This is a genomic window from Amycolatopsis jejuensis (assembly GCF_000717335.1).
GTDB classification, from domain to species: domain Bacteria; phylum Actinomycetota; class Actinomycetes; order Mycobacteriales; family Pseudonocardiaceae; genus Amycolatopsis; species Amycolatopsis jejuensis.
In genome coordinates this window covers 151387-177564 of record NZ_JNYZ01000016.1, presented here as the reverse complement: position 1 = coordinate 177564, position 26178 = coordinate 151387, and the positions used below count along the sequence as shown (strand labels likewise).

The 26178-nt window shown below is 68.6% G+C and carries 16 protein-coding genes, 2 tRNA genes and 1 riboswitch; of the genes, 4 read left to right on the top strand and 14 right to left on the bottom strand.

What is annotated here, in order from left to right; all coding sequences use genetic code 11:
• Positions 1 to 138 precede the first annotated feature (138 nt).
• On the top strand, positions 139 to 639 hold the full coding sequence (locus tag OO71_RS23480) for a MarR family winged helix-turn-helix transcriptional regulator (RefSeq protein ID WP_051791995.1): 501 nt from the start codon (positions 139 to 141) through the stop codon (positions 637 to 639).
• Between the two features lie 1388 nt (positions 640 to 2027).
• Here OO71_RS23480 and OO71_RS23475 read toward each other — a convergent pair.
• The 3 genes from OO71_RS23475 to OO71_RS23465 form a co-directional block, all read right to left on the bottom strand.
• A tRNA-Glu gene (locus OO71_RS23475) sits at positions 2028 to 2100 on the bottom strand.
• Between the two features lie 90 nt (positions 2101 to 2190).
• Positions 2191 to 2262, bottom strand: a tRNA-Gln gene (locus OO71_RS23470).
• Positions 2263 to 2312: 50 nt separating this feature from the next.
• Positions 2313 to 3056, bottom strand: coding sequence for an HAD family hydrolase (locus OO71_RS23465; protein WP_033292006.1), 744 nt, complete (start codon positions 3054 to 3056; stop codon positions 2313 to 2315).
• A 1105-nt stretch (positions 3057 to 4161) separates the two neighbouring features.
• On the opposite strand from OO71_RS23465, the gene OO71_RS23460 reads away from it, so the two are divergent.
• Positions 4162 to 5400: an FAD-dependent oxidoreductase gene (locus OO71_RS23460; protein ID WP_033292005.1), complete on the top strand. Its 1239-nt coding sequence runs from the start codon at positions 4162 to 4164 to the stop codon at positions 5398 to 5400.
• A gap of 641 nt (positions 5401 to 6041) precedes the next feature.
• On the opposite strand, the gene OO71_RS23455 is transcribed toward OO71_RS23460, so the two are convergent.
• From OO71_RS23455 to serA, 8 genes are all read right to left on the bottom strand, one after another.
• Entirely contained in the window at positions 6042 to 6812 is a 771-nt protein-coding gene (locus tag OO71_RS23455) for a fumarylacetoacetate hydrolase family protein (RefSeq protein WP_033292004.1), read from the bottom strand.
• 623 nt (positions 6813 to 7435) lie between these two features.
• Positions 7436 to 9091 carry a citramalate synthase gene (gene cimA / locus OO71_RS23450; RefSeq protein WP_033292003.1) on the bottom strand — a complete coding sequence of 552 codons (1656 nt, stop codon included), beginning with the start codon at positions 9089 to 9091 and terminating at the stop codon, positions 7436 to 7438.
• A gap of 209 nt (positions 9092 to 9300) precedes the next feature.
• Positions 9301 to 10305 carry an ABC transporter substrate-binding protein gene (locus tag OO71_RS23445; protein WP_033292002.1) on the bottom strand — a complete coding sequence of 335 codons (1005 nt, stop codon included), beginning with the start codon at positions 10303 to 10305 and terminating at the stop codon, positions 9301 to 9303.
• A complete protein-coding gene (locus OO71_RS23440) occupies positions 10298 to 11086 on the bottom strand; it encodes an ABC transporter ATP-binding protein (RefSeq protein WP_033292001.1) in 789 nt (262 codons plus the stop codon). Before OO71_RS23440 ends, OO71_RS23445 begins: the two co-directional genes overlap by 8 nt.
• The gene (locus tag OO71_RS23435; protein WP_425388697.1) at positions 11087 to 12064 is read right to left on the bottom strand and encodes a FecCD family ABC transporter permease; all 978 of its coding nucleotides are present in this window, start codon (positions 12062 to 12064) and stop codon (positions 11087 to 11089) included. It abuts the gene before it with no gap.
• Positions 12065 to 13008: 944 nt separating this feature from the next.
• Positions 13009 to 13136: riboswitch (cobalamin riboswitch) on the bottom strand.
• A 1-nt stretch (position 13137) separates the two neighbouring features.
• Entirely contained in the window at positions 13138 to 14178 is a 1041-nt protein-coding gene (locus OO71_RS23430; protein ID WP_033292000.1) for a 3-isopropylmalate dehydrogenase, read from the bottom strand.
• Between the two features lie 259 nt (positions 14179 to 14437).
• The gene (locus OO71_RS23425; protein WP_033291999.1) at positions 14438 to 17773 is read right to left on the bottom strand and encodes a S8 family peptidase; all 3336 of its coding nucleotides are present in this window, start codon (positions 17771 to 17773) and stop codon (positions 14438 to 14440) included.
• A 247-nt stretch (positions 17774 to 18020) separates the two neighbouring features.
• The gene (gene serA / locus OO71_RS23420) at positions 18021 to 19619 is read right to left on the bottom strand and encodes a phosphoglycerate dehydrogenase (protein WP_033291998.1); all 1599 of its coding nucleotides are present in this window, start codon (positions 19617 to 19619) and stop codon (positions 18021 to 18023) included.
• 1341 nt (positions 19620 to 20960) lie between these two features.
• Here serA and OO71_RS23415 point away from each other — a divergent pair.
• Positions 20961 to 22301, top strand: a complete 1341-nt coding sequence (locus OO71_RS23415; RefSeq protein WP_033291997.1) for an ankyrin repeat domain-containing protein — start codon at positions 20961 to 20963, stop codon at positions 22299 to 22301.
• Positions 22302 to 22393: 92 nt separating this feature from the next.
• Positions 22394 to 23290, top strand: coding sequence for a nuclear transport factor 2 family protein (locus OO71_RS23410; protein WP_033291996.1), 897 nt, complete (start codon positions 22394 to 22396; stop codon positions 23288 to 23290).
• 795 nt (positions 23291 to 24085) lie between these two features.
• Here the strand turns inward: OO71_RS23410 and OO71_RS23405 are convergent.
• The 3 genes from OO71_RS23405 to OO71_RS23395 all read right to left on the bottom strand — a co-directional run bounded on the left by OO71_RS23405 (position 24086) and on the right by OO71_RS23395 (position 26121).
• On the bottom strand, positions 24086 to 25123 hold the full coding sequence (locus OO71_RS23405; protein ID WP_033291995.1) for a MerR family transcriptional regulator: 1038 nt from the start codon (positions 25121 to 25123) through the stop codon (positions 24086 to 24088).
• Entirely contained in the window at positions 25117 to 25791 is a 675-nt protein-coding gene (locus OO71_RS23400; RefSeq protein ID WP_033291994.1) for a HEAT repeat domain-containing protein, read from the bottom strand. The genes OO71_RS23405 and OO71_RS23400 overlap by 7 nt, the downstream gene beginning before the upstream one ends.
• 69 nt (positions 25792 to 25860) lie before the next feature.
• Positions 25861 to 26121 carry a DUF397 domain-containing protein gene (locus OO71_RS23395; RefSeq protein WP_033291993.1) on the bottom strand — a complete coding sequence of 87 codons (261 nt, stop codon included), beginning with the start codon at positions 26119 to 26121 and terminating at the stop codon, positions 25861 to 25863.
• Positions 26122 to 26178: the final 57 nt, after the last annotated feature.

The window sequence follows — 26178 nt, the reverse complement described above, 5'->3', positions numbered from 1 at the left end:
CTCCCCGCCACTCCGATCCGCCCCCGGAAACCCGCCCGGCAAACCGATATCCACCCACCCCGCCCGGTTCACCCGATTCGCCCCAGCACTCCCGTAGACGCGCACCGATCTTCCGGCCCATACGGCACACTGATCCCCATGACCCGCGTGCCGACCCCCGCACGCGCCGACGTCCCCGACGACGTCGACGCCGTCACCGAAGCCGTGCTCACCGCGTCCCGGCTACTGGTCGCCGTATCGGCCCGGTCGATCGCAGCCGCCGGCGACCTCATCACCGTGCCGCAGTTCCGGCTGCTCGTGATCCTGCACTCCCGCGGCCCGCTCAAACAGGCCACCCTCGCCGAACTCCTGGGCGTAACCCCGTCGACCGCCAGCCGGATGATCGACCGCCTGGTCGCCGTGAACACAGTCGCACGACAGGGCAACCCATCGTCCCGGCGCGAGGTCGTCGTCGAACTCACCCCCGAAGGCGCCCGGATCGTCCGCCTCGTCACCAACCGCCGACGTCACGAAATCGCCACCATAGTGGAAAAAATGCCCCAGACCGCCCGCCACGGCCTGGTAGCCGTCCTCACCGCCTTCGCCGAAGCAGGAGGCGAACCCCCAGCAGGAACCCCCGCCACCGCAGTCTGGGCCTGACCGCACTCCAGCAGGTCGTCCCCACGAAACCCTTGCCCCACAACAGATCCACCCAACGCTCTCCCCCACCCCACGACCCGACGCGCACCCACTCGAGAACGCTGTTTCTCGTCACCCCAACGCGTCCCGGGTGTGCTGCCACGACCTTGTCAACGCACCGCCCATTCCCCACCCCTCTACTCCGTGGTCCGCTCCGCCTACCCGCCCTTCCACACCCAAGCCTCACCCCCCTCATGCACCACTCCGTCTACACCCTTCCCACTCCCAACCTCGCCGCACCCACTCGCAAACCGCCCGACCACCAACGCCCCACCCCGCACTCTCCAAGGCACGTCCCCCTCACAACTCGACCGCCAACTCCCCGATCCCAGCCCGCACCTCCACCCCCGCCGACGCCCACTCGGGATCCAGCAACGCCCGCACCATCAACCCGATCAGCACCCCCCACCGGCCCCATCCCGCCCGTCTTACAACCCCTTCACCAGATTGCTCCCGCGCCTCCGCAGACCGTTCGCCTCGACCAACGCCCTGCGTCACAACTGGAAACAGTCAGAGACCCGGCTACAGCCCCACCTCAGGCACGGGAACGTCCCAAGCCCTGATCAGCGCACAACCCGGGCCCGCCACCTGACAACTACCCACCGAGGCCGATACCTTCGCCCCCACGAAGCCGAACTCCACCCGCATATCAACGAAAACCAAGGCCAATCGACGACAGTCACCTTCGGCACCACCGAGACACCCACCCGACCCCCTCGTCCAGACGGCACGTCACCACCACGCGCGACGCCCCTCGCCACCGCCCAGCCAAGCGAACTCCTGCCGCCTAGCGCCGACCGTCCAAGCGACCTCCTGCCGCCGACGGTCCAAGCGACCTCCTGCAGACGACCGCCCAAGCGACGTCCCACGCCCAACGACCAAACGCAATCAGACGACCCCAACCGTCGCCGTCGCCACAACCAAGCAATCCCAATCAGCGACCGCCCGCGCAGCCCGGCGACCTCCAGCCACCCGCCGACCAACCCAGCCGCGTACCGCCGGCGAGGCAGCCCAGCAACCGACCCCACACCCGACCGCGCAACCCCAGCCACCGACCCACACTCCGACCGAACGGCCCCGACCACAGACCTACGCCCGACCGCGCAACCCCGGCCCACCCATCACCGGCACCCAGCCCGACGGCAAACCCATCCGGCCCCAAGCCGCCCACCACCGCGCGCCCCGACCCCAAGCCGCCCACCACCGCGCACCCGAGCACCAAACCACCCGCGCCCCCGGGCTACACCGCCCCACAACCCCCAAGCCGCCGATCACCCACCGTAATCAGCCCCACTCGACCGCACGCACGACAAAGCCCGGCTGATCACCAAGATCAACCGGGCTGTAAGTACCCCCGATGGGATTCGAACCCACGCTACCGGCGTGAGAGGCCGGCGTCCTAGGCCGCTAGACGACGGGGGCTTAGGGACTTCCCCGTTTCCGGGGCGTTTCTTGCGAGAGAGAACTTACCAGAGCCGATTTCCCGCTCCCGAAGTGGGTCTCACTGCGCAGCTGGGGTACCAGGACTCGAACCTAGACTAACTGGACCAGAACCAGTCGTGCTGCCAATTACACCATACCCCAGTGAGGCGCGTTCCCAGCTCAGCCGGACCAGCACCGCACAAGGAGAAATACTAGAACACGCCACCCCGGAGCTCCGCAGCGGGGGTCCCCGCCCTGCGCGGTGCCGGCACGCCGACCGTTGCGTATTCCGAAACCAGCAGCTCAGGCAACTCGTCGAGACCGGTCACCGTGTGTACCCCTTCGGGTGCACGTTCACCGGTCCGCGCGGTGCTGTCACGGTCGAGCCACACCGCGCCGAGGCCGGCCCCGAACGCGCCGATGGCGTCGGTGTCGAGCTTGTCGCCGACGTGCACCGCCCTCTCCGGCGGGCAATCCAACGCGAGGCACACCGAGTGGAACATCACCGGATCGGGCTTCGCCACCCCGATTTCCCCGGCAATGGCAACGTGATCGAAGAACGGCGCGAGCCCGAGCTCGGCGATCTTCCGCCGCTGGTGCGCACCTGAGGCGTTCGTCACCGCGGCGATCTGCAGCCCGGCGGCGCGCAGCCAGTCGAGGCACGGGAGCACGTCGTCGAAGAGCCGCCACGACCGAGCGAGAATGTCGCGCCGACGTGCCTCGAACGCGCTCACCTGCACGGAATCGGCAAGAATCCCGAGCTCGGCGAGGAAACATCCGGTGCGGCGGTGATGCATCACGTCGTACCCGAGGTCACCCGCGACAACCAGCGCGACGTGTTCCTCGGTGATCAAGTCCCACAACGGCCAGAGATCGTCCCGGCCGGTCAAGGCATGCAGCGTACGGCGGATCGCGGCGGTGCAGTCGATCAAAGTGTCGTCGATGTCGAGGCACACGAGGCTCAGCTCGGGAGGCGCCCACGGTTCGCGTCCGGCGGGAGCCGGCGGAGCGGGTCGGGAGAGAGACGGAGCGGCCGCGGCGAAATCCACCCCGTGAGGCTAGGGCACTCGCCGCGTTCGCAACGCGGCCAAAAAGGTGATTACCGCTGAGCCGTTACGGCCGACCGGCTCTACTGCCGGTGCACAAAGTGTCCGACCGGTGACGCTCACCACCATCCCACAGGTCCGAGCGGGTGAAAGCCGCCTCCCCCGACCCTCACCGGCAAACGCGCGAATTCCCTACTCCCGCTCCCGGCGGAAACACCTTCCACACCAACCTTTTCCACCCCGCCGCCCCACTCTCCCCAAAACACGACCCGACACAAGTTCCGTCACCGAACTTTTCCACCCGGCCGCTATTTCCCCGAAATACCACACTTCGCCTTTCCCACCCGGAAGACAGCTTCCGCACATTCACTGCGAGATCGACATACACAGACCACACACCATTCCGCAAACTCCCCACCCACACCTCACTCGGACACCACATCCGTCCCCTTCGAACCACTCCGCATTTCACCACTCCGGATCCCACTCGCCTCGTTCCCGAGCCCGCCTCGCCACGCCGTCGCTCACCCTCTCCCCGGCCCCGCCGCAGTCACCGACCGCATGCCCCTCCGCCCCACGCCCCTCGCCACTCCCCCCACCCTTGCCGCCCGGCGCACCCGCGTCGCCCACTCCCCACACGCCTCGCCACCCGCCGCACCCGCGTCGCCCACTCCCCACACGCCTCGCCACCCGCCACACCCACGTCGCCCACTTCCACACCCCTCGCCACCCGCCACACCCACGTCGCCCACTTCCACACCCCTCGCCACCCGCCACACCCACGTCGCCCGCTCCCCCTGCCGCTCGGTCACCCCTCACCCCGCTCGACAACCGCCGGATCACCCGCCCCGGTCACACCTTCCCCAGCCCTCCCGCAAGCCCCGTCCCGCCCACACCCCAAGAACCCCACCCCCTCCCGACCAGAGAACCCTCACCGTCCGACTTGACGCGACCACCCTCCGAGGTGCATCCTCAACCTTATTCAACGCATGATGAAAAAGGGGAGATGAGGAAGATGACCGAGCACACGGGGTGTGTCATCGTCGGCGGCGGACCGGCCGGGATGGTCGCGGGTCTGCTTCTGGCGCGGGCCGGCGTCGAGGTCACCGTCCTGGAAAAGCACGCCGACTTCCTGCGCGACTTCCGCGGCGACACGGTCCACCCGTCCACCCTCACCCTGCTCGACGAGCTCGGGCTGGGCGAGAAGTTCGACGCGCTGCCGCACACCGAGGTGACGTCGGCGGGCCTGCCGACGGCCGACGGCGACCTGCTGAAGATCGCCGACATGTCGTTGCTGAAGGTCCCGCGTCCCTACATCGCGATGGTCCCGCAATGGGACTTCCTCGACCTGCTCGCCGAATCGGCACTCAAGGAGCCGACCTTCACCCTGCGGCTGGAAACCGAGATGACCGGACTCATCCGCTCCGGCCGCCGCGTCACCGGCATCCGCTACCGCACGCCCGACGGCACCGAAGGCGAACTCACCGCCAACCTCGTCATCGCCGCCGACGGGCGATGGTCACTCGCCCGCCGCTCGGCCGGTCTCACCCCGCACGAGTACTACACACCGTTCGACACCTGGTGGTTCCGCATCTCCCGGACCGCTGACGAGTCCGATGGCATGCTCACGCCGAGGATGCGCAACCATCGCTTCGCCGTGCCGTTGCCACGCAAGGGCTACTACCAGGTCGCGTACCTCGCGGCGAAGGGCAACAACCTCACCGCCACGGGCATCGAAGAATTCCGCCGCGGTGTCGTCGAGGTCTGCCCGGAATTCGCCGATCGCGTGCACGAGCTGAAGTCCATGGACGACGTCAAGCACCTCGACGTCCGCCTCAACCGCCTGCGCCGCTGGCACGTCGACGGCATGCTCTGCATCGGCGACGCCGCCCACGCGATGTCGCCCATCGGCGGCGTCGGAATCAACCTCGCAGTGCAGGATGCCGTCGCCGCCGCGCGGCTACTGGCCGCTCCGCTCCTTCGCGGCAAACCGACGGTGAAGGAACTCGCAGCCATCCGCCGCCGTCGCCTCGTACCGACCGTTGCCGTCCAAGGGCTACAGCGTCTGCTGCACCGCCGCGTGATCGGCCCGGTGATGTCCGGCCGCGCCGACGGACCCCCCACCCAGCTGATCGCCCTCTTCCAGCGCTTCCCGAAACTCTCCTACCTCCCGACGTTTCTCCTGGGGGTAGGCATCCGCCGCGAGTCCGCACCTCAGTTCGCCCGCCGCCCGATGGAACCAGCCGGCCGATAGCGTCGTCGCCACTCAAAGGCAACACCTCGCATCACCGACAACAGTGCCCAGTGCATTGTCGTCTCGCCCCGAGATGACAATGCACCACCGGCGATCCGTCGCCACCGAGCGGCAGCCTCGCCAGCCGAACCCTCGCCACCGAGCGGCGACCTCACCAGCGAGCCCTCTCCACCGGACGGCAGCCTCGCCAGCCGGACCCTCGCCACCGAGCGGCAACCTCACCAGCGAGCCCTTCGCCACCGGACTGCAACTCCACCCGCTGACGCCTCTCCGCCAGTCGACCCCTCGCCATCGAGCGGCAACACCGTCGCTCTGTGGCCACTCAACGACAACAGTTCCAATCGACCACGCGTCCGCCAGTCCGTATGGGCAGTTGCCACTCAGCGGCGACACTCGCCGCAACCGCCCGGCCGGCTTCACCGGTGGCAGACACCCGCACCAGCAATTCGCCGCCCCACGGCAACGACTCCGTACCCCGCCGAACCCAGCCACGGCCGAACCGCCAAACCCCGCCCCGACCAGGGTGTCGCCTCCGAGCGGCAACACCGGAGCCCGCCGAAGCAAGACCGCGTAGCCACTCAACGGCGACACCGAAACCGCACCCCGAGCGAGATCCCGTAGCACTCAACGGCCACTCCGACTCAGATGTCTTGCACCGGATTCGTCAGCGTGCCGATGCCCTCGATCGTGATGGACACCGACTGCCCGTCGACGATCGGGCCGACCCCTTCCGGCGTTCCGGTCAGGATCACGTCGCCGGGAAGGAGCGTCATCACGCGCGACACGAATTCGACCAGCTCCGGCACCTTGTGCACGAGATCCGACGTACGGCCGTCCTGCTGTACCTCACCGTCGACTTCGCTGCGGAGCGCCAGGTCGGACGGATCGATCGACGTCTCGATCCATGGTCCGAGCGGGCAGAACGTGTCGAAGCCCTTCGCACGGCCCCACTGCCCGTCGGACTTCTGGAGGTCACGCGCGCTCACGTCGTTCGCCACCGTGTACCCCAGGATCGCACTCGCCGCGCGCGCCGCCGGCACGTTCTTCACCGGCTGCCCGATCACGATCGCGAGCTCACCCTCGAAGTCGACCCGGCCGACGTCTGACGGCCGGCGGATCGGCACATTCGGCCCGACGACCGTCGTCGACGGCTTGATGAACAACATCGGCGCGGACGGCACCTCGTTGCCGAACTCCGCCGCATGCTTCGCGTAGTTCCGGCCGACGGCAATCACCTTCGACGGCAGGATCGGCGCAAGCAGCCGGACATCGGCGAGCGGCCAGCGCTTACCGGTGAAGCTCGGCTGGCCGAACGGGTGTTCCGCGATCTCCAGGACCTGGGCGTCACCGCCCTCGCCCTCGATCGAAGCGAACGCGACACCACTGGGATGAGCAATACGAGCTAGACGCACGAGCGCCAGTCTACGTACCCCCACCGTCACCCGCGCACCCCGAGCACGCACGACAGTCCCCCTCGCGCCAGACCCGCGCGAAAAGACCCATCACGCCACCGAACCCGGCGCACCACCAGCGCCGCGAACGGACCACTCGCTCCGCGGCGAGACACGCCCGTCGCCCCCAATCGACGACACCGCACCATCCCGCGGGACAGACCCGATGCCCAATGAACACCGCCCCAGCGCAGCCAGTACCCGTGCGCGACGCAAGCAGCCACCGCCGAAGCCCAACGACCACCAAAGCACCACAACGGACAAGGCTCAGCACCAAGGCACACGACGCAACGTCAACCCACGCGACACGAACCATCGCACGGCGTCAGCCAACCAGCCGACACCAGAACTGTCGTGCAACACCAGTCGCGGCCAGTCAACATCAAGACCATCGCGCAACACCAAACCCTGGTCAGCCGACACCAAGACCGTCGCGCGACATCAACCCCGGCCAGCCAACACCAAGACCATCACGCAACATCAACCCGGCCAGGCACCCCACGATGACCGCGCACCATCAACCCAGCCAGCAGACCAACCCCAATCACGCCAACCGCCGCAGCCCGCCGACCGACCGGCCCACCTCACCCACCCACCGCGGCCACCCCCTGCTCAGGCACCGGCGTGACAGTCAGATTCTTGTGCACCAACGCATCACACAACGCCAGCCAGCTGGCCTCGACGATGCTGCCGTGCACCCCGACCGTGGTCCATTCGTGTTCCCCGTCACTCATCTCGAGAAGCACCCGCGTGACCGCGTTGGTACCAGGATTGGAGGGCAGGATCCGCACCTTGTAATCAGCCAGCTCAACACTGTCCAACCAGGACAGATGGGGCGTCAGCGCCTCACGCAGTGCAGCGTCGAGCGCGTGCACCGGGCCGTTCCCTTCCGCCGTCGCGATGACCCGGGCTCCCGCGACGTGCACCTTCACGGTCGCTTCGGACACGACCTGCCCGTCCGGCCGGTGGTCGAGCACCACCCGGTACGACTCGAGCTCGAACGGCGGCGCGACCGGCTCCTCCCCGGACACCTCCACGACCTCACGGCGCAGCAGCAGGCCCAGCGAGGCGTCGGCGGCCTCGAACGACCAGCCTTCCGACTCGAGTTCCTTCACCTTCCGCACCGCGTTCGTCAGTGCGTCGGGCCGGCCGGCAAGGTCGACCCCGAGTTCACGTCCCTTGAGCTCGAGGCTGGCCCTGCCGGCCATCTCCGTGACCAGTACCCGCATGCCATTGCCGACAGAAGCCGGATCGATGTGGTTGTACAACAACGGATCCACCTTGATCGCACTCGCGTGCAGCCCCGCCTTGTGGGCGAAAGCGGACGACCCGACGTAAGCCTGGTGGGTGTCGGGTGCGAGATTGGCGATTTCGGCCAGTGCATGGGAGACGCGGGTGAGCTCGGCGGCTCCTCCGGTCGGGAGGACCTCCATGCCGAGCTTGGTCACGAGGTTTCCCGTGACGGCGAACAGGTCGGCGTTGCCGGCCCGCTCCCCGTAACCGTTCGCGGTGCACTGCACGTGCGTCGCGCCGGCCTGGACCGCGGCGACGGAGTTCGCCACGGCACAGGAAGTATCGTCCTGACAATGGATTCCGAGCCGGAATCCGGTCTTTTCCTTGATCTTGCTTACGGTTTCGGCAAGGCAGAGCGGCAGCTGGCCGCCGTTGGTGTCACACAGCACGAGGACGTCCGCGCCGGCCTCAGCCGCTGCGTCGAGCACCCGCAGCGAGGTTTCGGGTGAGTAGGCGTAACCGTCGAAGAAGTGCTCTGCGTCAAGGAAAACGCGTCGCCCTTCGCGGGTGAGGAACGCGACCGTGTCACGCACCATCGCGCACGCCTCGTCGACGTCGACCCGCAGCGCTCGCTCGATGTGCCGAAGGTCCGATTTGGCGACCAGCGTGATCACCGGCGCTTCGGAGTCGAGCAGTGCGCGGACCTGCGGATCCTGCTCGGCCGTGGTTCCCGCCTTGCGCGTGGACCCGAACGCGACGAGCGCGGCATGCTTGAGCGACAGCTCCCCCTTCGCGGCCCGGGCGAAGAACTCCGTGTCCTTCGGCAACGCACCCGGCCAGCCACCTTCGATGAACCCGACACCCAGCTCATCCAGCAGGCGCGCGACGGCCAGCTTGTCCGTGACGGAGTAGGTGATTCCCTCACGCTGGGCGCCGTCGCGCAAAGTGGTGTCGTAGAGGTGGAAGGCATCACCGAGCGGTGTGCCGGCGGGCTCCGTGCGGGTCACGGTGTTCTCCTTGTGGCGGGGCAGAACCTGGTACAGGCAACAAAAAAACCTCCCGCATGGGTGCGAGAGGTTGCGCGCCGGTAGCTCTTGTGGAGCTTCTATCCGGCGCGCACAGCAATAATGATCGAGAACGCGGTCATGCGATCATCATGCCACAGCTTCGCCCGGCTTCCAAGCGCCGGGCGAAGCTTCCCACCTTCTGGGAGCCCTCAGCCGGGCAGTTTCGCCAGGTAGCGGCCGAATTCTTCGACCGCGGACGCGTTGCGCGGGCCCTCCACCAAAGCCGCGTACGGCAGCGCGAAGAACCGTCCTTCCTTGACCGCCGGGATGTCGCGCAGGCCGGGCCGCGAGCGGAGGAAGTTCTCCTTGTCCGCCACGCTCCCGACCTCGCCGCCGTAGTCGTTGATCAGGATCACGTCCGGCGCGCGCTCGATCACGGCCTCCCAGCTGACACTGGTCCAGCTGTCGTCGAGATCGGCGAAGATGTTGGCGCCACCCGATTTGGTGATGATCTCGTCCGGACCGGCGTTGCGTCCGGACGTGAACGGCTGGTCACGGCCGTCGTCGTAGAGGAAAACCTTGGGCCGGGGACGTCCGGCCGGCACCGCGTCCGTGACAGCGGCCACCCGGGCGCGGTAGTCTTCGATCAAACGTTCTGCATGATCACTTACTCCGAAAATCTTGCCCAGATTGCGCATATCCGTATACAGCGCGTCGAGCGGGCGCATGATGCCTCGTTGCTTGCCACTGCCATTGCGGCACGCCTCGGTGAGCAGGTAGCTGGAGATGCCCAGCTTCGCGAGGGAGTCCGGCGTGAAACCGGTTCCCTCCGAGAAGCCGTAACTCCAGCCGGCGAACACGAGGTCGGCACCCGCTCCCTGCACCACCTCACGGTTGATCTTCTCCGCGAGCTTGGGAACTCGGTCGAACTCGGCTTTCCAGGGCGACGATGCCACTCCACCGGACTGTCCTTTGTCGACCACGTAGCCGGCCATCCGGTCCCCCAGGCCCAAGGCGAACATCAGCTCCGTGATGCCGATGTCGTTCGTCACCACTCGAGAAGGAGGTTTCGCCACGGTCAATGGAGTACCGCAGTTGGTCACGGTCACCGGGAATCCCGCCGGTGCGGCTGCACTGTCCTTTTCGGACACTTGAGCACCGCATCCGGTGGCGACGAGCGTGGCTGTCAGCACCATCGCGACTGTCTTACGCATGACTGTCCTCCTGGGACTCGAGACGGTCGAACAACAACTGCGGACGCCCCGAAGCCGGATGCGGCACCACATGCGCACGCACCCCGAACACTTCGGCGAGCAATGCCGGAGTGAGCACCTCGGCGGGAGTTCCGCCTGCCACGAGGCGGCCGTCGTCAAGGACGTGCACCACGTCGCACATCGCGGCGGCCAGGTTGAGGTCGTGGAGTGCGGCCAGCACCGTCGGCCCGCTCACGCGCACGAGTTCGAGAACCTCGAGCTGGTGCCGGATGTCGAGGTGGTTCGTCGGTTCGTCGAGCACGAGGATCCGCGGCTGCTGGGCGAGTGCGCGGGCGATGAGCGCCCGTTGCCGTTCGCCGCCGGACAACGTGAGCACGCCGCGGTCCGCCAGGTGCGTGAGGCCGACCTGGGCGAGCGCGGCCGTGCACAGCCGATGGTCCGCCGCGGTCATGCGATCCAGCAGGCCGTGGTGTGGCAATCGGCCCATTGCCACGACCTCGGCCACGGTGAAGTCGAACTCCGCGGACGATTCCTGCGCGACCGCGGCGATCGCGCGCGCCCTTTTGCGTGCGGCCATGTCGGCAACCGGAAGGCCGTCGACCAGCACCGCGCCGGCCGACGGCGTGAGGACTTGGCAGACGGCGCGCAGAGTTGTCGACTTTCCGCTGCCGTTCGGCCCGAGCAGTCCGACGAACTGTCCTTGGCGGGCTTCGAGAGTCACGTCTTCGATCAGCTTGCGGCCAGCGACCGTCACGCTGATGCCGTGCAGTGAGAGGTCCATTCACGCGCCTCCGAACACGTACGCGCGCCGGCGCATGAGGAGCAAGAACGCCGGGACGCCAACGGCTGCCGTAAGCACGCCGATCGGGAGTTCCTCAGGCGCGGCGAGCACGCGCGCCGCGACGTCCACCCACACCAGGAAAACCGCACCGGCCAGCGGCGCAACGGCCAGGACCCGGCGGTGATCGGCGCCGACGACGAGACGGACCAGATGCGGCAGGATCAGCCCGACGAATCCGATCGCGCCACTCACCGCGACCAGGACTCCCGTCATGGCCGCGCTGACGATGAACAGCAAGGCGCGCAACTTCGCGACGTCGACCCCGAGGGTGGTCGCCGCTTCGTCGCCCATGGCAAGCGCATTGAGCCGCCCGGCGAGTGCCCACAACAGGAGAACACCGGCGGACACCACAATCGCGGCGATCGGCAGCGTGCCCCAGTTGGCGCCCGCGAGACTGCCGAGAAGCCAGAAGAGCGCCGACCGCGCGGCCTCCCCGTTCGGCGCTTGGAAGACGACCACGGTGGTGATGGCGAAAAACCCGTACGACAATGTCGTTCCGGTGAGCACCAACCGCAGCGGGGTAAGCCCTTGCCGCGTACGGGCGACAAGGTAGACGATCAGCGTCGCGCCGAGCGCAGCCAGGAACGCACCGACTGACAAGGCGTAGATCCCAAACGAGGCGAAAACCCCGAACAACGTGACCGCAGTCGCCCCGACCGACGCCCCGGACGAGATACCCAGGACGTACGGCTCGGCAAGCGCGTTGCGGACCATCGCTTGAATCGCGACCCCGACGGTCGCCAGCCCCGCGCCGACGATCACCGCAAGCAGAACCCGGGGCAGCCGGAGGTCCCAGATGATCCGATACTGAGCCACGTCGTCCGGACCGATCGTCCCGCCGAACAGCCCGGCGCGGAGAAACCCCCACGTATGAGTGACGGGCACCGCAACAGTCCCAATCCCGACGGCGACCACCACAGACCCGACCAACACCACCACGAGCCCGGCAAGAACCGGTGCAAGACGCCGTCGCCGCTGAACGGCAACACCCTCGACCAGGACTTCACCACCTGGGGACGCCCGCCGCCCACCTTGAGACTCACCACCCGGCAGCGATGCCTGCCGCCCACCTCGATGCTCGCCAACTACTGGCGACGCCCGCCGCCCACCTTGAGACTCGCCACCTAGCGGCGACGCCCGCCGCCCACCTTGGGGCTCGCCATCTGGCACTGACGCCTGACGACCACCTCGGGGTTCATCGCCCGCCGCCGACGTCCGCCACTCGCCCCCAGGTTCGCCACCCGGCGACGACGACTGCCTCCCGGCTGAGGACTCGCCCCCTGACGACCACGCTCTCCGGTCGGACTGGGACTCGCCGCGCGAAGGTGAAGTGCCTTCGCCCTCGCCGCTGGAAGGCGAATCATCGAGGACCTCGCCTGGAGGAGGCGAACCATTACCGCCATCGCCGATGAAAGGCGAAACACCGCGGGCGTCGCCGCTGGACGACGAAATGCGACCGCCGCCGCTGGATGGCGAACTCCGGCTACCGCCAGAGGCACCCCGAGTCTCGCCGCCCGGAGACAACCCATCCTCGCCGCCAGAGACCCGCCGAATCTCGTCACCCGAAGGCGACCCACCCTCGCCCCTAGAGGCGGCACCCCCAACCTCACCAACCGAAGGCGACTCAGCCTCGCCCCCAGAGCCACCCCGAGTCTCGCCGTCGAAAGGCAACCCACCGACCTCCCCACCGTCAAAACCGGAAGGTGCACCAAATCGGTCAGAGGGCTTGCGAGAGGAAGACGACACCAGCGGAGACCCAATCGAAGTACCGGGCCCGCGGGGTAAAAGACGGCAGCCGCCTGCGTCGAGGAAAACGGCGGGGTGTCGTCTCCCGCAGACCACGACGGGAAAGGACAGGTCGAAAAGGGGGTCGAGCCCCCGCCGGTGTCGGGCTCGCCTTCGGGTCCCAAAAGCTGGGGCGAAGGCCTACCGTTGCGGGTCAGCGCCGGATTTCGACCGGTCTTCCGCGGCGGGGGTTCGAAAAGCCGGGGTCAGCCGGCCGTGCGGACGTTCGACGAGACGAGCGCGGCGAGCCGGTCGCCGATTGCCTGGGTGGCGCCCGGCGAGGACTGGTCGCGCGTGGCGAGGTCGAAGGCCACCGAGGCCTCGATGCGCCGCGCCGCTTCCTTCTGGCCAACGTGGTCCATCAGGAGCGACACCGACAGCACTGCGGCGGTCGGGTCGGCCAGGCCCTGGCCTGCGATGTCCGGGGCGCTGCCGTGCACCGGCTCGAACATGCTCGGGTTGCGGCGGGTGATGTCGAGGTTCCCGCTCGCGGCGAGGCCGATGCCGCCGGTGACCGCGGCTGCCAGGTCCGTGATGATGTCGCCGAAGAGGTTGTCGGTGACGATCACGTCGAACCTCGACGGGTCGGTGACCAGGTGGATGGTCGCGGCGTCCACGTGCGAGTACGCGACGGTGACCTCCGGGTGCTCCAGCGACACCTCCTCGACGATCCGCGACCACAGCGAACCCGCATGCTCCAGCACGTTGGTCTTGTGGACGAGCGTGAGGTGCTTGCGCGGCCGCTCCTCGGCACGGTTGAACGCGTCGGCCACCACGCGCCGCACGCCGAAGGCCGTGTTCACGCTGACCTCGGTGGCGATCTCGTGTTCGGTGTCCTTGCGCAGCAGACCACCGTTGCCCGCGTACGGGCCTTCGGTGCCTTCGCGCACCACGACCATGTCGACGTCACCGGGGTCGGCCAGCGGGCCGCGCACCCCCGGGTACAGCCGCGCGGGGCGCAGGTTGACGTGGTGGTCCAGCTCGAACCGCAGCCGCAGCAGCAGGCCGCGCTCGAGGATGCCGCTGGGCACCGTCGGGTCGCCGACCGCGCCGAGCAGGATCGCGTCGTGCTGGCGCAGCTCGCCGAGCACCGACTCCGGGAGCAGCTCCCCGGTGGCGTGCCACCGCGAGGCACCGAGGTCGTAGTTCGTGATCTCCGCCGTCGGTGCTACCTCACCGAGCACCTTGAGCGCCTCGGAGACCACCTCGGGCCCGATCCCGTCCCCTGGGATCACCGCGAGCCGCATCCACACACCTCCGTAGACCAGGCCATCGGCGCACCGATGGCCCATTCGCACAAAAACGCCAGCAGCGGAAGGTTACCGGCCGTAGACAGGCCGCCGTACCCGCACCACCCTTATGCCGCATCCTCCCACAGGGTGAGACACCTGTTCGGGGGAACGGAAACGGGGGCTTTCCCAGGCCGGACAGCCTGGGAAAGCCCCCGCGTCCCGAAATGCGGCCACTTCCGCGGCGCAGGTCAAGTTCCCCTGAACGGGTGAAGCGTCAGCCGCGTGGAACCGCCGATTCGATCCGCACGACCGAAGCGCGCTGCCCGGCCGCGTTGTGGTGTTCGATTGCCAGCAGGCCCTTCGCCTTGTCCCCGGCGACGGCGGCCTTGTTGCGGTTGACCACCAGAGCTGTACCCGGCTTCGCGACATAACCCAGCGCCGCGTCGCCGCCACCCTGTACCGAGTACGCCGGCGCGAGCGCGTCGAACGACAGCGGCGTGCTCACCTGGTCGATCAACCCGTTCGTGGTACCCGGCGCAACGTAGTACCCGCTGGTGCCGACCGTGTAGCTGATCCGGTGCGTCGGCTTCTTCGGGTCGATCCCGAGCGCGGCGATGCTGACCGGCAGCACCATCACGTTGGAGTCGAACACATTCGTGTCGACGTCGCCGAGCTGTCCGTTGATCGCCTGCAGATCGACCGACGGGAAGCCGGGCTTGGTCAGCGACACCGTGTTGACCAGCAGCACGTCGGTCCCCGTCGCCTTCGTCACGAAGGTTTCGAAGTCCGGCTTGCCGTCACCGGTGGTGTCGATGTCCACGAACGGCACCGTGTTGCTGCCGAGGTTCGCGAAATCGCTCCACGTCGTGATCCCGAACGCCAGCACCGCGTTCTCCGGCTCCCCCTGCGCCTTGGCGAGCGGGGCGGTGGACGCCGCACCGATATACCTCAGGTCGCCGCCCTTGGCAGTGCGGTTGAGCGTGCAGTCGGCCGTGACGTTCGCGTCGCACTCAGGCAGCTGTGGCGATTCGGCCTGCAGCTCGAGCACACTGATCAGCGAGCGGTACCGCTGAGCGCCGCTGCCCTGGTCGACGCCCTTGCCGCCCAGGTTCAGCACCGCCTGGTCGGCACTCGGGCCGAACCGCACACCACCCGGCGTGGTGATCGCCGAAACCGGCTTCGGCGCCGAGTACACAGCCACCCGCAGCGGCACGGTCGTGCCGTTCTTCGGGGTGAACGCGACGCGGCCCGAGGCGTCGGCCACGAACTGCCTGGCCAGCCCGGCCTGCGCGGACGCCATCGTCGGGTCGAGCACCTTGCGCAGCGCCTTCGGGTCGGTGATCTTCAGCGTCACCTTCACCTTCGCGACGCCGCGCGGGTTCAGCTTCACCGAGCTCTGGTCCACTGTGTACTCGACACCCGGCAGGTTGTTGACCGCCTCGTAGCCCACCGAGTACTCGACCGGCTTCACACCCTTGTTGACCACCTTGATGGTCTTCGAAAGTGTGACCGGACCACCCGCCTCGACCGTGCCGAACGTGACGCTCACCGCGCCCGGGTCGTCCTGCACATATGCGAGAACCTGGTTGTCCAGCGCGGCTTTCGCGTCGATCCGGCCCGCGCCGACCCGCTGCGGGCCGTAGACGTGCCCGGCGCCGTCGTTGATGTCATGCACCGCCGTGCCGACGACGTCCGCCTTGACCTCCTCCACGCTCCAGTCCGGATGCGCCTGGCGGACCAGCGCTGTGATCCCCGACGTGTGCGGCGCCGCCATCGACGTGCCCGAAATGACCAGCCGTCCGTTGCCACTGCCGCGGAACGCCGACGTGATCGTGTCGCCAGGCGCCGCGACGTCCGGCTTGACCGACGGACCGCGCCCGCCCCGCGAAGTGAACGAGCTCGGGGTGTCCACAATGGACTGGTCGTAGGTCTGCAGCGTCGTCCGTCCGGCGCCGAACAGGCGCACGCTGAGGGTTCCGGCGGTCAGGCCCGGCCGTACCGCCTGCGTGGCCTTGCCGGTGAGCTGGAACATCGGCACGGCCGCGTTACCCGCGATACCCGCCCCGAAATGCTCCAAAGTGGACGAAAGCAGCGCACCTTTGGCGCCTGCCGCCTGTGCGTTGTTGGCCCGCGCCGCGGAGCCACAGGCGCGCGTGGCGTCGTTGTCGTCCCATTCCAGCCAGACGATCTTGCCCGCGACCTTCGCCTTGTCCTCGGCGGAATAGGCGGTGCAACCCGCGTTGTTGGCCGCCGAGATCGGGACCACCGGCGCGGTGAGGTCGAGCGTGTCGTACCCGGTGAAGTCCTGGCTGTACTGCCCCGGCTGCTGTCCGGCGACCGGCGCCTTGACCTCGATGGCGTCCCGCAGCTCGCCCGCGTCGCGGCTGCTGGCCACGGTGAGCGCCTCCGGGGTGTTGCCCGGCGAACCGGCGATGTCGTTGATGTCGCCGCCGTTGCCCGCCGAGATCACCGGCAGGACGTTGTTCTGCGCGAGCTTGCGGACGAACAGCGAGTCGGGGTCGTCCGGTGCGCCGAAGTCGCTGCCCAGCGAAAGGTTCACGACGTCGAGGTGGTCGGTGAAGTCGCCGTCACCGTCGGGGTCGAGCGCCCAGTCGAGCGCCTGCGCGGTGACGTTGGTGGAACCCTTGCAGCCGAACACCTTGATCGCGTACAGCAATGCCTTCGGCGCGGTACCCGGCCCGATCCGCATGGCGTCGAGGGACTGCTTGTCCAGCTTCCGGTAGTCGCCGGTGAACGTGCTGCCGTCGGCGTTGACGCCGAAGCCGCCGATCGTGCCCGCGACGTGCGTGCCGTGCTCGCCGCACGCGATCGGGTTGGGGTCCGGTTTGGGCGTCGGCGATCCGGTCTTGCCCGCGGAGTCGTAGTCGTCGCCGACGAGGTCGGTCCCGCCGACCACCTTGGCGCTCGGGAAGAGCGGCGACGGCTTGGTGCGGTCCATCGATTTGTACGCCTCGGGCGTACCGGGGCCGCCGAAGTCGGCGTGGGTGTAGTCGATGCCATCGTCGATCACGCCGACGCGGATGTTGTCGCCGAGCTTGCCGGTTTTCTGCCAGCTGACGAGGGTGTTCGTGAGCTGCTCGGAGCTTGCGTTGGTGCGGTTTTTCGGCACGACCGTGCGCACCGACACGACGTCCGGGCGCTCGGCGAGCTGGCGGATCTCGGCCGCGTCCGCGGTGACCACGGCACCGGCGATGGCGTTGGCCGTCTGCGTGACCAGCTTGGTCCCGGCATCCGCGGACCGCAGCTGGCCGACCACGGAGCTGACCGCCGCCGCGACCTCGGCCTTCGCCGCTTTCGCGGCCTCCTTGGCCTTCTCCTTGCCCTTGCCCTCTTCGGCCTTGAACGCGTCGACAGCGGGCTTTTTGGCCAGCTCGACGAACGCGGTGATCTGCCCCTGCGCGGCGCTCAGCCGCGGCGAGAGCTTGCCCTGGACCTTGCCCGCGTCGACCTTGGCCGGGGCGACCGGCTCGGCCAGAGGTGCCCCCTGCGCGGACGCCGAAGGCACCCCGGCGACCGCCGCCGCCAGTACCACCACGGAGCCCACGACCACCGATCGGGCGACCCACCCGGGCAACCGGGTTCTGCTCATCAGTAACCCCTTCTCGAGGCCCGGATCACGACCTGCCCGCACTCCCCACCACAAGCACCCCCGACGGGTGAGCACCGGCGCCGCACCGTGCTCTCACGGCGCGTGGTTCAGCCTCGCGGCAAGAACCTAGCCGCCCGAAACACCTACTTTCGTGCGGAAAAAGCTCCGTTATGCGAATGTTGCCGGTACGGGTGAACAAACAAGACGGCCCCTTCCCCCGGACGGGGAAAGGGGCCGTCTTCCGGGTCTAGCTGAAGTCGACCGCGCGGATGGTGTGCGCGCCGACGGTGGCCCCGATCGGCTCGAGGACGTTGCTGTCCACGTGCCGGTCGACGCGCAGCAGCATCACCGCGTCGGACCCGTCGGTGGTCTGGCTGATCTGTGCCGCCTCGATGTTGATCCCGGCTTCGCCCAGCAGAGTGCCGACGCGGCCCATCACGCCGGGGCGGTCCGGGTACTCGAGCAGCAGCACGTCGCCCTCGGCGCGCAGGTCGAAGTGCCTGCCGTTGACCTCGACGATCTTCTCGACCTCGTCCTTGCCGGTGACCGACCCGGACACGGTGAGCGTCGCGCCGTCGCCGTGCACCGCGCGCACGGTGACCAGGCTGCGGAACTTGGGGCTCTCCGACTCGGTCACGAGCTCCACCTGCACCCCGAGCTCCTCGGCGAGCCGCGGTGCGTTGACGAAGGTGACCTGGTCGTCGACCACGCCGGCGAACAGGCCACGCAGCGCCGCCAGCTGCAGCACCGAGGTGTCCTCGCTGGTCAGCTCGCCCTTGACGGTGACGGTCACCGACGTCGGCGCCTTCGGGTTCAGCGCGGTGAGCACCTGGCCGAGCTTCTGCGTGAGCGCCAGGTACGGCCGCACGTGCTCGCCGACCGCGCCACCGCCGGACACGTTGACCGCGTCCGGCACGAAGTCGCCGCGCAGCGCCAGCAGCACGGACCGGGCGACGTCGGTGCCCGCACGGTCCTGCGCCTCGGCGGTGGACGCGCCGAGGTGCGGCGTGACCACGACGTTCGGCAGGTCGAACAGCGGGCTCTCGGTGGTCGGCTCGGTGACGAAAACGTCGATGCCCGCGCCGCCGACGTGGCCGCTGCGGATCGAGTCGGCCAGCGCCTCCTCGACGATCAGTCCACCGCGGGCCGCGTTGACGATGATCACGCCGGGCTTGGTCTTCTTGAGCGCCTCGGCGTCGATGAGGCCCTTGGTTTCCGGCGTCTTCGGCAGGTGGATGGAGATCGCGTCGGCGCGTTCGAGCAGCTCGTCGAGGGTGACCAGCTCGATGCCCAGCTGGCCGGCGCGCGCGGCCGAGACGTAGGGGTCGTACGCGATGATCTTGGTGCCGAACGCGGCGAGCCGCTGGCTGAACAGCTGCCCGATCTTGCCGAGCCCGACGACGCCGATCGTCTTGCCGTTGATCTCGACGCCCGAGTACGAGCTGCGCTTCCACGCCCCGCCCCGCAGGCTCTGGTCGGCCGCAGGCACCCGGCGCGCGACGGAGAGCAGCAGCGCAACGGCGTGCTCAGCGGCGGAAACGATGTTCGACGTCGGCGCGTTGACCACCAGCACGCCACGCTCGGTGGCGGCCGGAACCTCGACGTTGTCCAGCCCGACCCCGGCCCGCGCGACGACCTTCAGCTGAGTGGTCGCCCCGAGCACCTCGGCGTCGACCTTGGTCGCGGATCGGACCAGGAGCGCGTCGGCGCTCTTCACCGCCTCGAGCAGCGCGGGACGGTCGGTACCGTCCACATGCCGGACCTCTACCTCGTCACCGAACACACTCAGCACGGAGGGCGCAAGCTTCTCCGCAATGAGGACGACGGGTTTGCTGGGCTTGGTCACGATGCAGCTCCCACTATCTGGTCACGAAATCGAGGACGCTCTACCTGCGGCGCACGCCGTTGTGCCCGGATGGGCCGGAGTTTAACCGGGCGGGCCGCCGTCGCGCGCCCCACGTTGGCCACGTCCTGGCAATCCGGCGGCTACTCGGCCCCCTGCCGGCTGGCGGGCGGTTGGTGCGTGGAGATGGGATGCGGTGCGGGGCAAGGGAAGTGTCGCGGGCGGGGCCGGTGGCTGGGTTGTTCGGCACAGGTGTCCACAGAGTGAGACGGGGTGGACGGGGAGTCCTTTTTGCTCTGTTTCCTCTTTGGGCGAGTGGACGGGGCTTGGGTGGGGTTGGGTGGACCGGGCTGAGCTAGCTGGATGGACCAACCTGGCTGGGGTGGCTGACTGAGCTGACGTGCTTGGCTGAGCTGAGCTGACCTCGCTTGGCTGGGGTGGCTGACTGAGCTGAGCTGGGTTGGCTGAGCTGACCTGGCTGGGCTGGCTGGGCTGGCTTGGCGTGGGTGGCTGGGCTGGCTGGGCGTGGGTGGCTGGGCTGGCTGGGCTGGCTGGGCGTGGGTGGCTGGCTCGGCTGCGGGCTGGGCTGGCTCGGCTGTGGGCTGATCAGGCTCGCAGGCGGGCTTCCCGGCGGCGTGGTTCCGGTCGTGCTCCAAGAGCGGCCCGCGGTTATCCACCAAAACCCGCGGCGTCGTCCAAGCCCAGCGACTCCGCGCTGATCTGATCTGTACCGCCCAGTGCCGCGCTGACCTCACCCATCCGACGCTGGCGCCCGTCCGCCCAGATATGTCCGCCCTAACCTCTATGTCCGCCCTCACCTCGCGGACCCTGACAACCATCGGCCCAGACGTGTCCGGTCCCCACCCGTCGTGTCCGGTCCCCACCCATCCGGCGTTAACGCCCGTTCACCCAGACATGCCCGTTCCCCCACCGATCCAACAACCACCCAGCCATATCCAGTCCCAGCGAATAGCCGGTTGACCGAACTCCCACCACATCCGACCGTTTCCCCCTCCCCCACCATCACCCGGGCCACCGCGCCGAACCACCGGATCCCGTGTTGCCGGATCTTTCCCGCAGAGCATTGGAAAACACAGTTCACACCCACCTCGCCGGAAGCTCCGGTTTCCGGAGCCCGGCCGGAAGACAGACGTCACCGCTCCTGGCACCGCATCACCGCCGCCCGACGACCGCCTGCGCTACAGTGGCCTTCGCGCGGCAGGGGCCGCGTCCTGTCCGCGGAAAGGGCCGAGCCCACCCCCGATTCACGAGTTGCCGAGCGATCTCCTTCTTCCCTGCCCGGTGCCGGCGGACCACGGGCGCACGAGGGAAGGAAGGACCCCGATGACCGCTCTGCCCGCACGACCCGACCTCGGCCAGCTTCGCAAGCAGGCGAAGGAACTCGCCCGCGCCGAGTCCGTCGCCCTGTCGGAAGCGCAATTCCGCGTTGCCCGTCGCTACGGTTTCCCCAGCTGGCCGCAGCTGCAGGCGTACGTTCGCCGGATCGCCGAATACGGGCCGGACGTCCAGCACGCCTACCACCAAGACGTCGAGCACTACCGCGGCCGCGCCGGTGGGCTCCTCGCGTCCGCGGAGGACGGGACTCCGGGCGCCCGCGAGGCGTTCGAACGGCACGAACAGCCGTTGAACCGGACCGGTGCGCTGACTGTCGTCGCGCGCGAGCACGGGTTCCGGAATTGGCGGGCGCTGCGGGCGCACGTCGCGGAGTTGCCGAAAAACGGCGAACCGTTCTCACGGGCATATCAGCTGGTCGAAGCCCACGACGTCGACAGTCTTACGGCGTTGCTCGACGAGGCACCGCACCTCGCGAGCGCCCGCGGCACCAACGGCAACGACCTGCTCGGCATGGCGTCCGCGACGCACGACGAGCGTCTCGTACGCATCCTGCTCGACCACGGAGCCGACCCCGCGCGGGCCAACGCGCACGGGTGGACCGCGCTGCACCAGGCCGCGTACAGCAACATGCCACTCATCGCCGACGTCCTCCTCGAAACCGGCGCACCACTCGACGTGTCGGGCCGCGGCGACGGCGGCACCCCGCTGATTGTGGCCTTGTTCTGGGGAAACCAGGCTGTCGCCGAAAAACTGGCAACGCACGAAAAGTCCCCGCACAACCTCCGGGTGGCCGCCGGTCTCGGGGACGCGACGCTGCTGGACGAACTCGTCAGTCCGAAAGGGACACTCGCGCCCGCGGCCGGTGCGCACCGCGAGTTCTATCGCCCGCACAGCGGCTTCCCGTTTTGGCGTCCGAGCGACCATCCGACGGAGATCCTCGACGAGTCACTGAGCTGGGCAGCCCGCAACGACCGGACCGAAGCCTTGCGCACCCTGGCGGCGCGCGGCGCGAACCTGAACGCCGACGTCTACCGTGGCACCGCGCTGACCTGGGCAGCAGCCCGTGGCCACTCAGCGGCAACAGAGACGTTGCTGTCGCTCGGCGTGGACGTCAACCAGGTCGGCACCTTCGGCGGGCCGCAACACGGCGTCGGCGTGACCGCGCTGCATCTGGCTGCCCAAGGCGACCATCTGGAGGTCATCGAGATCTTGGCGAACGCCGGCGCAGACCTGACCGCCCGCGACGCTCTTTGGGACAGCACTCCCGAAGGCTGGGCAGAAGCATGCGACAGCCCCGCTGCGCAGGATTTGCTACACCGCCTCCGCTGACCTTCGCCTTCAGTGAACAAACGGAGTCGTCAGTCCGTATCGTGAACGCGTACCGGACCGACGACTCCGTTTGACCTCTACCGGGAGGACCCATGGCCACCGCGCACGAACTGTTAGACCGGCTTTCCACCGGCATCACCGAGGGCCGTTTCGCCGAACTGTCGCAGCTCTATGCGGAGAACACCGTCGTCGAACACCCGGGCGCGGTGCCGCGTCCAGGACGGCTGGAGGGTCGCGCCGCGGTGCACGACCGGTTCGTCAGCGGCCTCGGGCAGACCCTCCGGCTCAAGCGGCACGACGTGATCGTCCACGAAACCACTGATCCTGAGGTGGTCGTGGCCGAATACCGGTACACCGCGGAATCGCTGCGCACCGGCCGGACGATCGAGACGGCCAACATCCAGGTACTACGTGCCCGCGACGGATTCCTTGTGCACACACGGGATTACCACGATTACCTCAAGCTCGCCGCAGTCCAGGATGCGACAACCGGACTGCTCGAGGCATATGCAGAAGCCCCCGCGTACGAGCCGCCTCCCATCGCGCCACGCCCGGCCGAATCCGGGCCCCCGGACAGCCGGGAGGGAGTGTTCCGGCAAGTCGTATTCGGCGTGTCCGACGGACGGTGGTCCGAACTGCCGGACCTGTACGCGGAAAAGACCGATGTCCGCCACCCGTTCCTGCCCGGCGCCCCCGTCCTCCGCACCCGAGACGACCTCCGCACCCACTTCGCCGCCGGCGCCGACTCAGGTCTCGACATCGAGGTGACCGACCTCGTCCTTCACCTGAGCACCGACCCGGAGGTGATCATCGGCGAGTCCACCTACGTCGGCGAAACCGCGGCGGGCACGCCATTCCAGCTGAACAACATCTTCGCCATGCGCATCCGCGACGGTCAGATAATCGGATCCCGCGATTACGGCGACCACCTGGCGATGGCCGCCGCCACGGGTCAGCTACCCGAACTGATCGCCCGGGTCGCCGAATAACGGCAACACCTCCCCAGGCGCCCACCGGGCGAGCCGGGTACGCCGGGCAGGTGGCACCGCCGGCGCAAGCCGGGCAGCCAGGTCAGGCCGGGTCGTCAGGCCAGGCCAGCCAGGTCGGGCTGGGTAATCAGGCCAGGCCAGCCAGGTCAGGCCGGGTCGCCAGGCCAGGCCAGCCAGGTCAGGCTGGGTAATCAGGCCAGGCTGGGTCGTGTCAGGCTGGGTCGTCAGGCCAGCGAGGTCAGGCGCAGGCGGGTTCCAGGCCCCGTCGCCGATCGATGGCAACGCCAGCCCAAGCCCGATCTGCCACTCACCGGCGGACCGCAGACAGCCGTCGTCGCCGCTCGGCGAACTCCGCGGCACCATGGGTCCCGCCACCGGTTCAAGAGCGACTCCGACTATCACACCCCGAGTCGCCGCTTCGGGGCAACTGCCCAGGCAATGGCCGTCGCCGTTTCGCGGCAAAAGCCTCTGAACTGCGGAAACATTGGGTCGCCCACCATCAACCGCGACCAGCCGATCAACACCGCGCCTGATGCCCGTGACCAGACGCTCGCCATGACGCGAAGCCCGATCCTGGGAGCCTAGACCCCGAAGGCCATCACCCCGAAGCCCAACCCACGGGAGCCCAAGCACCGAAGCTCACCACCTGACGCCCAGACCCCGGGAGCCCCGGACCCGGAAGCCCAGACCTTGAGGCCCAACCTCGGGAGCCCAGACTCCGCAGCCCAACCCCGGGAGCCCAGGCCCCCGAAGCCCCATCACCCCGAGCCCACCACCCGAAGCCCAGCCCCGACGTCACCGAGTCCCCGACCCACCCGGGCCGGAACGCCCCCGCTCCCCCACCACCCGCACAAACGCGGAAGCGACCAAAGCAACCGCCCGATCCCCGTCCCGAGCCAGCTCCTCCAGGACACCCAACGCAACCGACCCAGGCAGCTCGGCAAGTGCCTGCGCCAACCGGATCCGTACCGCGGAATCCGCCGGATGCGCTGCCACCTCGGAAGCCAAAACGCCGACAATCCGGTCCAGCGAACCAGGTTCCACCGCCAATGTCGCCAGTACCTCGGACGCCTCGACGTCGTTCACCCCTTCGACCACCATCGCGACCAACGTCGGTTCGGCGGCCGTTGCCCCTCGGGCGCCCAACGCCAGCGCAGCGTGGCGGCGCACGGGTGCGTCCTGGTCGGCGAGTGCGTCTGTGAGCGCCGCCGTCGCGGCGTCGCCTGGTAGTTCGGCGATTGCCAGGACTGCGCGGCGGCGGATTTCGGCGTTTTCCGAGCGTAACCCGGGTGTCACGCTTGCCACGCCGTCGTCGCCGGAGCGGGCGAGGGCCCATCGCAAGGCGCCCGCGACGTTCGGGTCGGTTTCCGCCAAGACTGCCCTGGCCAGGACTTCAGCGGGGACAGGCATCTCCTCGCCCGGGGCCAGGACGGTCTGCTGCCGCCGGGCGGCGCCGGGCGAGGCGAGCCCGCGGAGGAGCTCGACGATGCGCAGCGCGCCCTCCCATCCCGACGGCGCCGACGCATCGACCGCGCGAAGCCGGTCGAGCAGCTCCTGCTCCCGTTTCAACCGTTCTTCAGTCCGCCGGATCAGGTCGCCGACCAGCGCGGACGGTACGAAAGCCGGGTCCTCCAGCGCGCGGCCGATCTCCCGCAGCGACAGTCCCAGCGACCGCAGGCTCTCGACGTGGAAGATCCGGCGGATGTCGTCGGACGAGTACTCGCGATAACCGCCCACCGTGCGGCCGGTGGGCCGCACCAGCCCGAGGGTGTCGTAGTGCCGGAGCATCCGGGTACTCACCCCCGAGCGGCGGGCGACCTCACCGATCAGCACGCGGCTTCCGCTTCCCGAGTGCGTTCGGGACCCAGCGCGACGATCCGCTTCGCCTCCTCGACGGCCTGGTCGAACCCCGCGTCCGGGTCGCGCAGGAGCCGCTCGGTGACGGCCGCATGCGCGCGGACCACCGGGTCGGCGCTGGTCAGCGCGGTCTCCAAGGCGGGCTCGATCACCGTGCCGAGCGCGATCAATGCGCGGCTGAGGCTCAGCTGCACGTTCCGATCACCGCGACCGAGCTGTGCGGTCAGGTCCGAGGCCAGCGCGGCCTTCTCCCCGTCCGGCACCAGGACGACAGCAGCCCGCCAAGCACTTCGCGCGACCTCGTCGTCGCCGTCTCGCAGCAACGATCGGGTGATCGCGGGCCACACCGTGCGGTCCCCGATCTTGGACAGCGTGTGCAACGCCTGGCTTCGAGCCTGCGCATGCTCGGACTGCAGCTCCGCGACGACCTTGGGCACCGTGATCGCCGTCGGAAAGCGGATCAACGCCCAGGTGAGCATGTCGCGCACGAAGAAGTCCGGCTCGATCGCGCAGCGGGCGACGAGTACGTCGACCAGGCCGGGGTCGTCCGGATGCGTGCCGACGGCCAAAGCCGCCTGCAGCCGGGTCGACGAGTCCGCGGCGGCCAGCGCCTCGACGAGCCGCGCGTAGTGGGTCGGATTCATCTGGATCACCTCCGGCGACCAGTGAAGACCTTGTCACAGTGTCAAGGTCAAACGCCGGAGGATCGCGGGTCAGCCCGGCAGGTCGAATTCGCCGTCCCGGACGCCGCGGGCGAAGGCGTCCCACTCCGAGGGTGTGAAGACCAGCACGGCCCGGCCGGGATCGGTCGGCTGCCGGACGGCGACGTAAGTCACGCCGTCGGAATGCGGGACGAAGGCGTACTCCGCACAGTGCTCCAAGGTCACCCCCGCCGGCTCGGCGCGGATCCACGACGCTCCGGTCAGGTCGAGTTCGTGCCGGATGTGTGCCTTGTCATCGGTCGGCCGGCTCATCGGCACAGCGTATCCGCCGTCCGCGAAACTGCCGGAGACAACTCCCAGGACACAAGA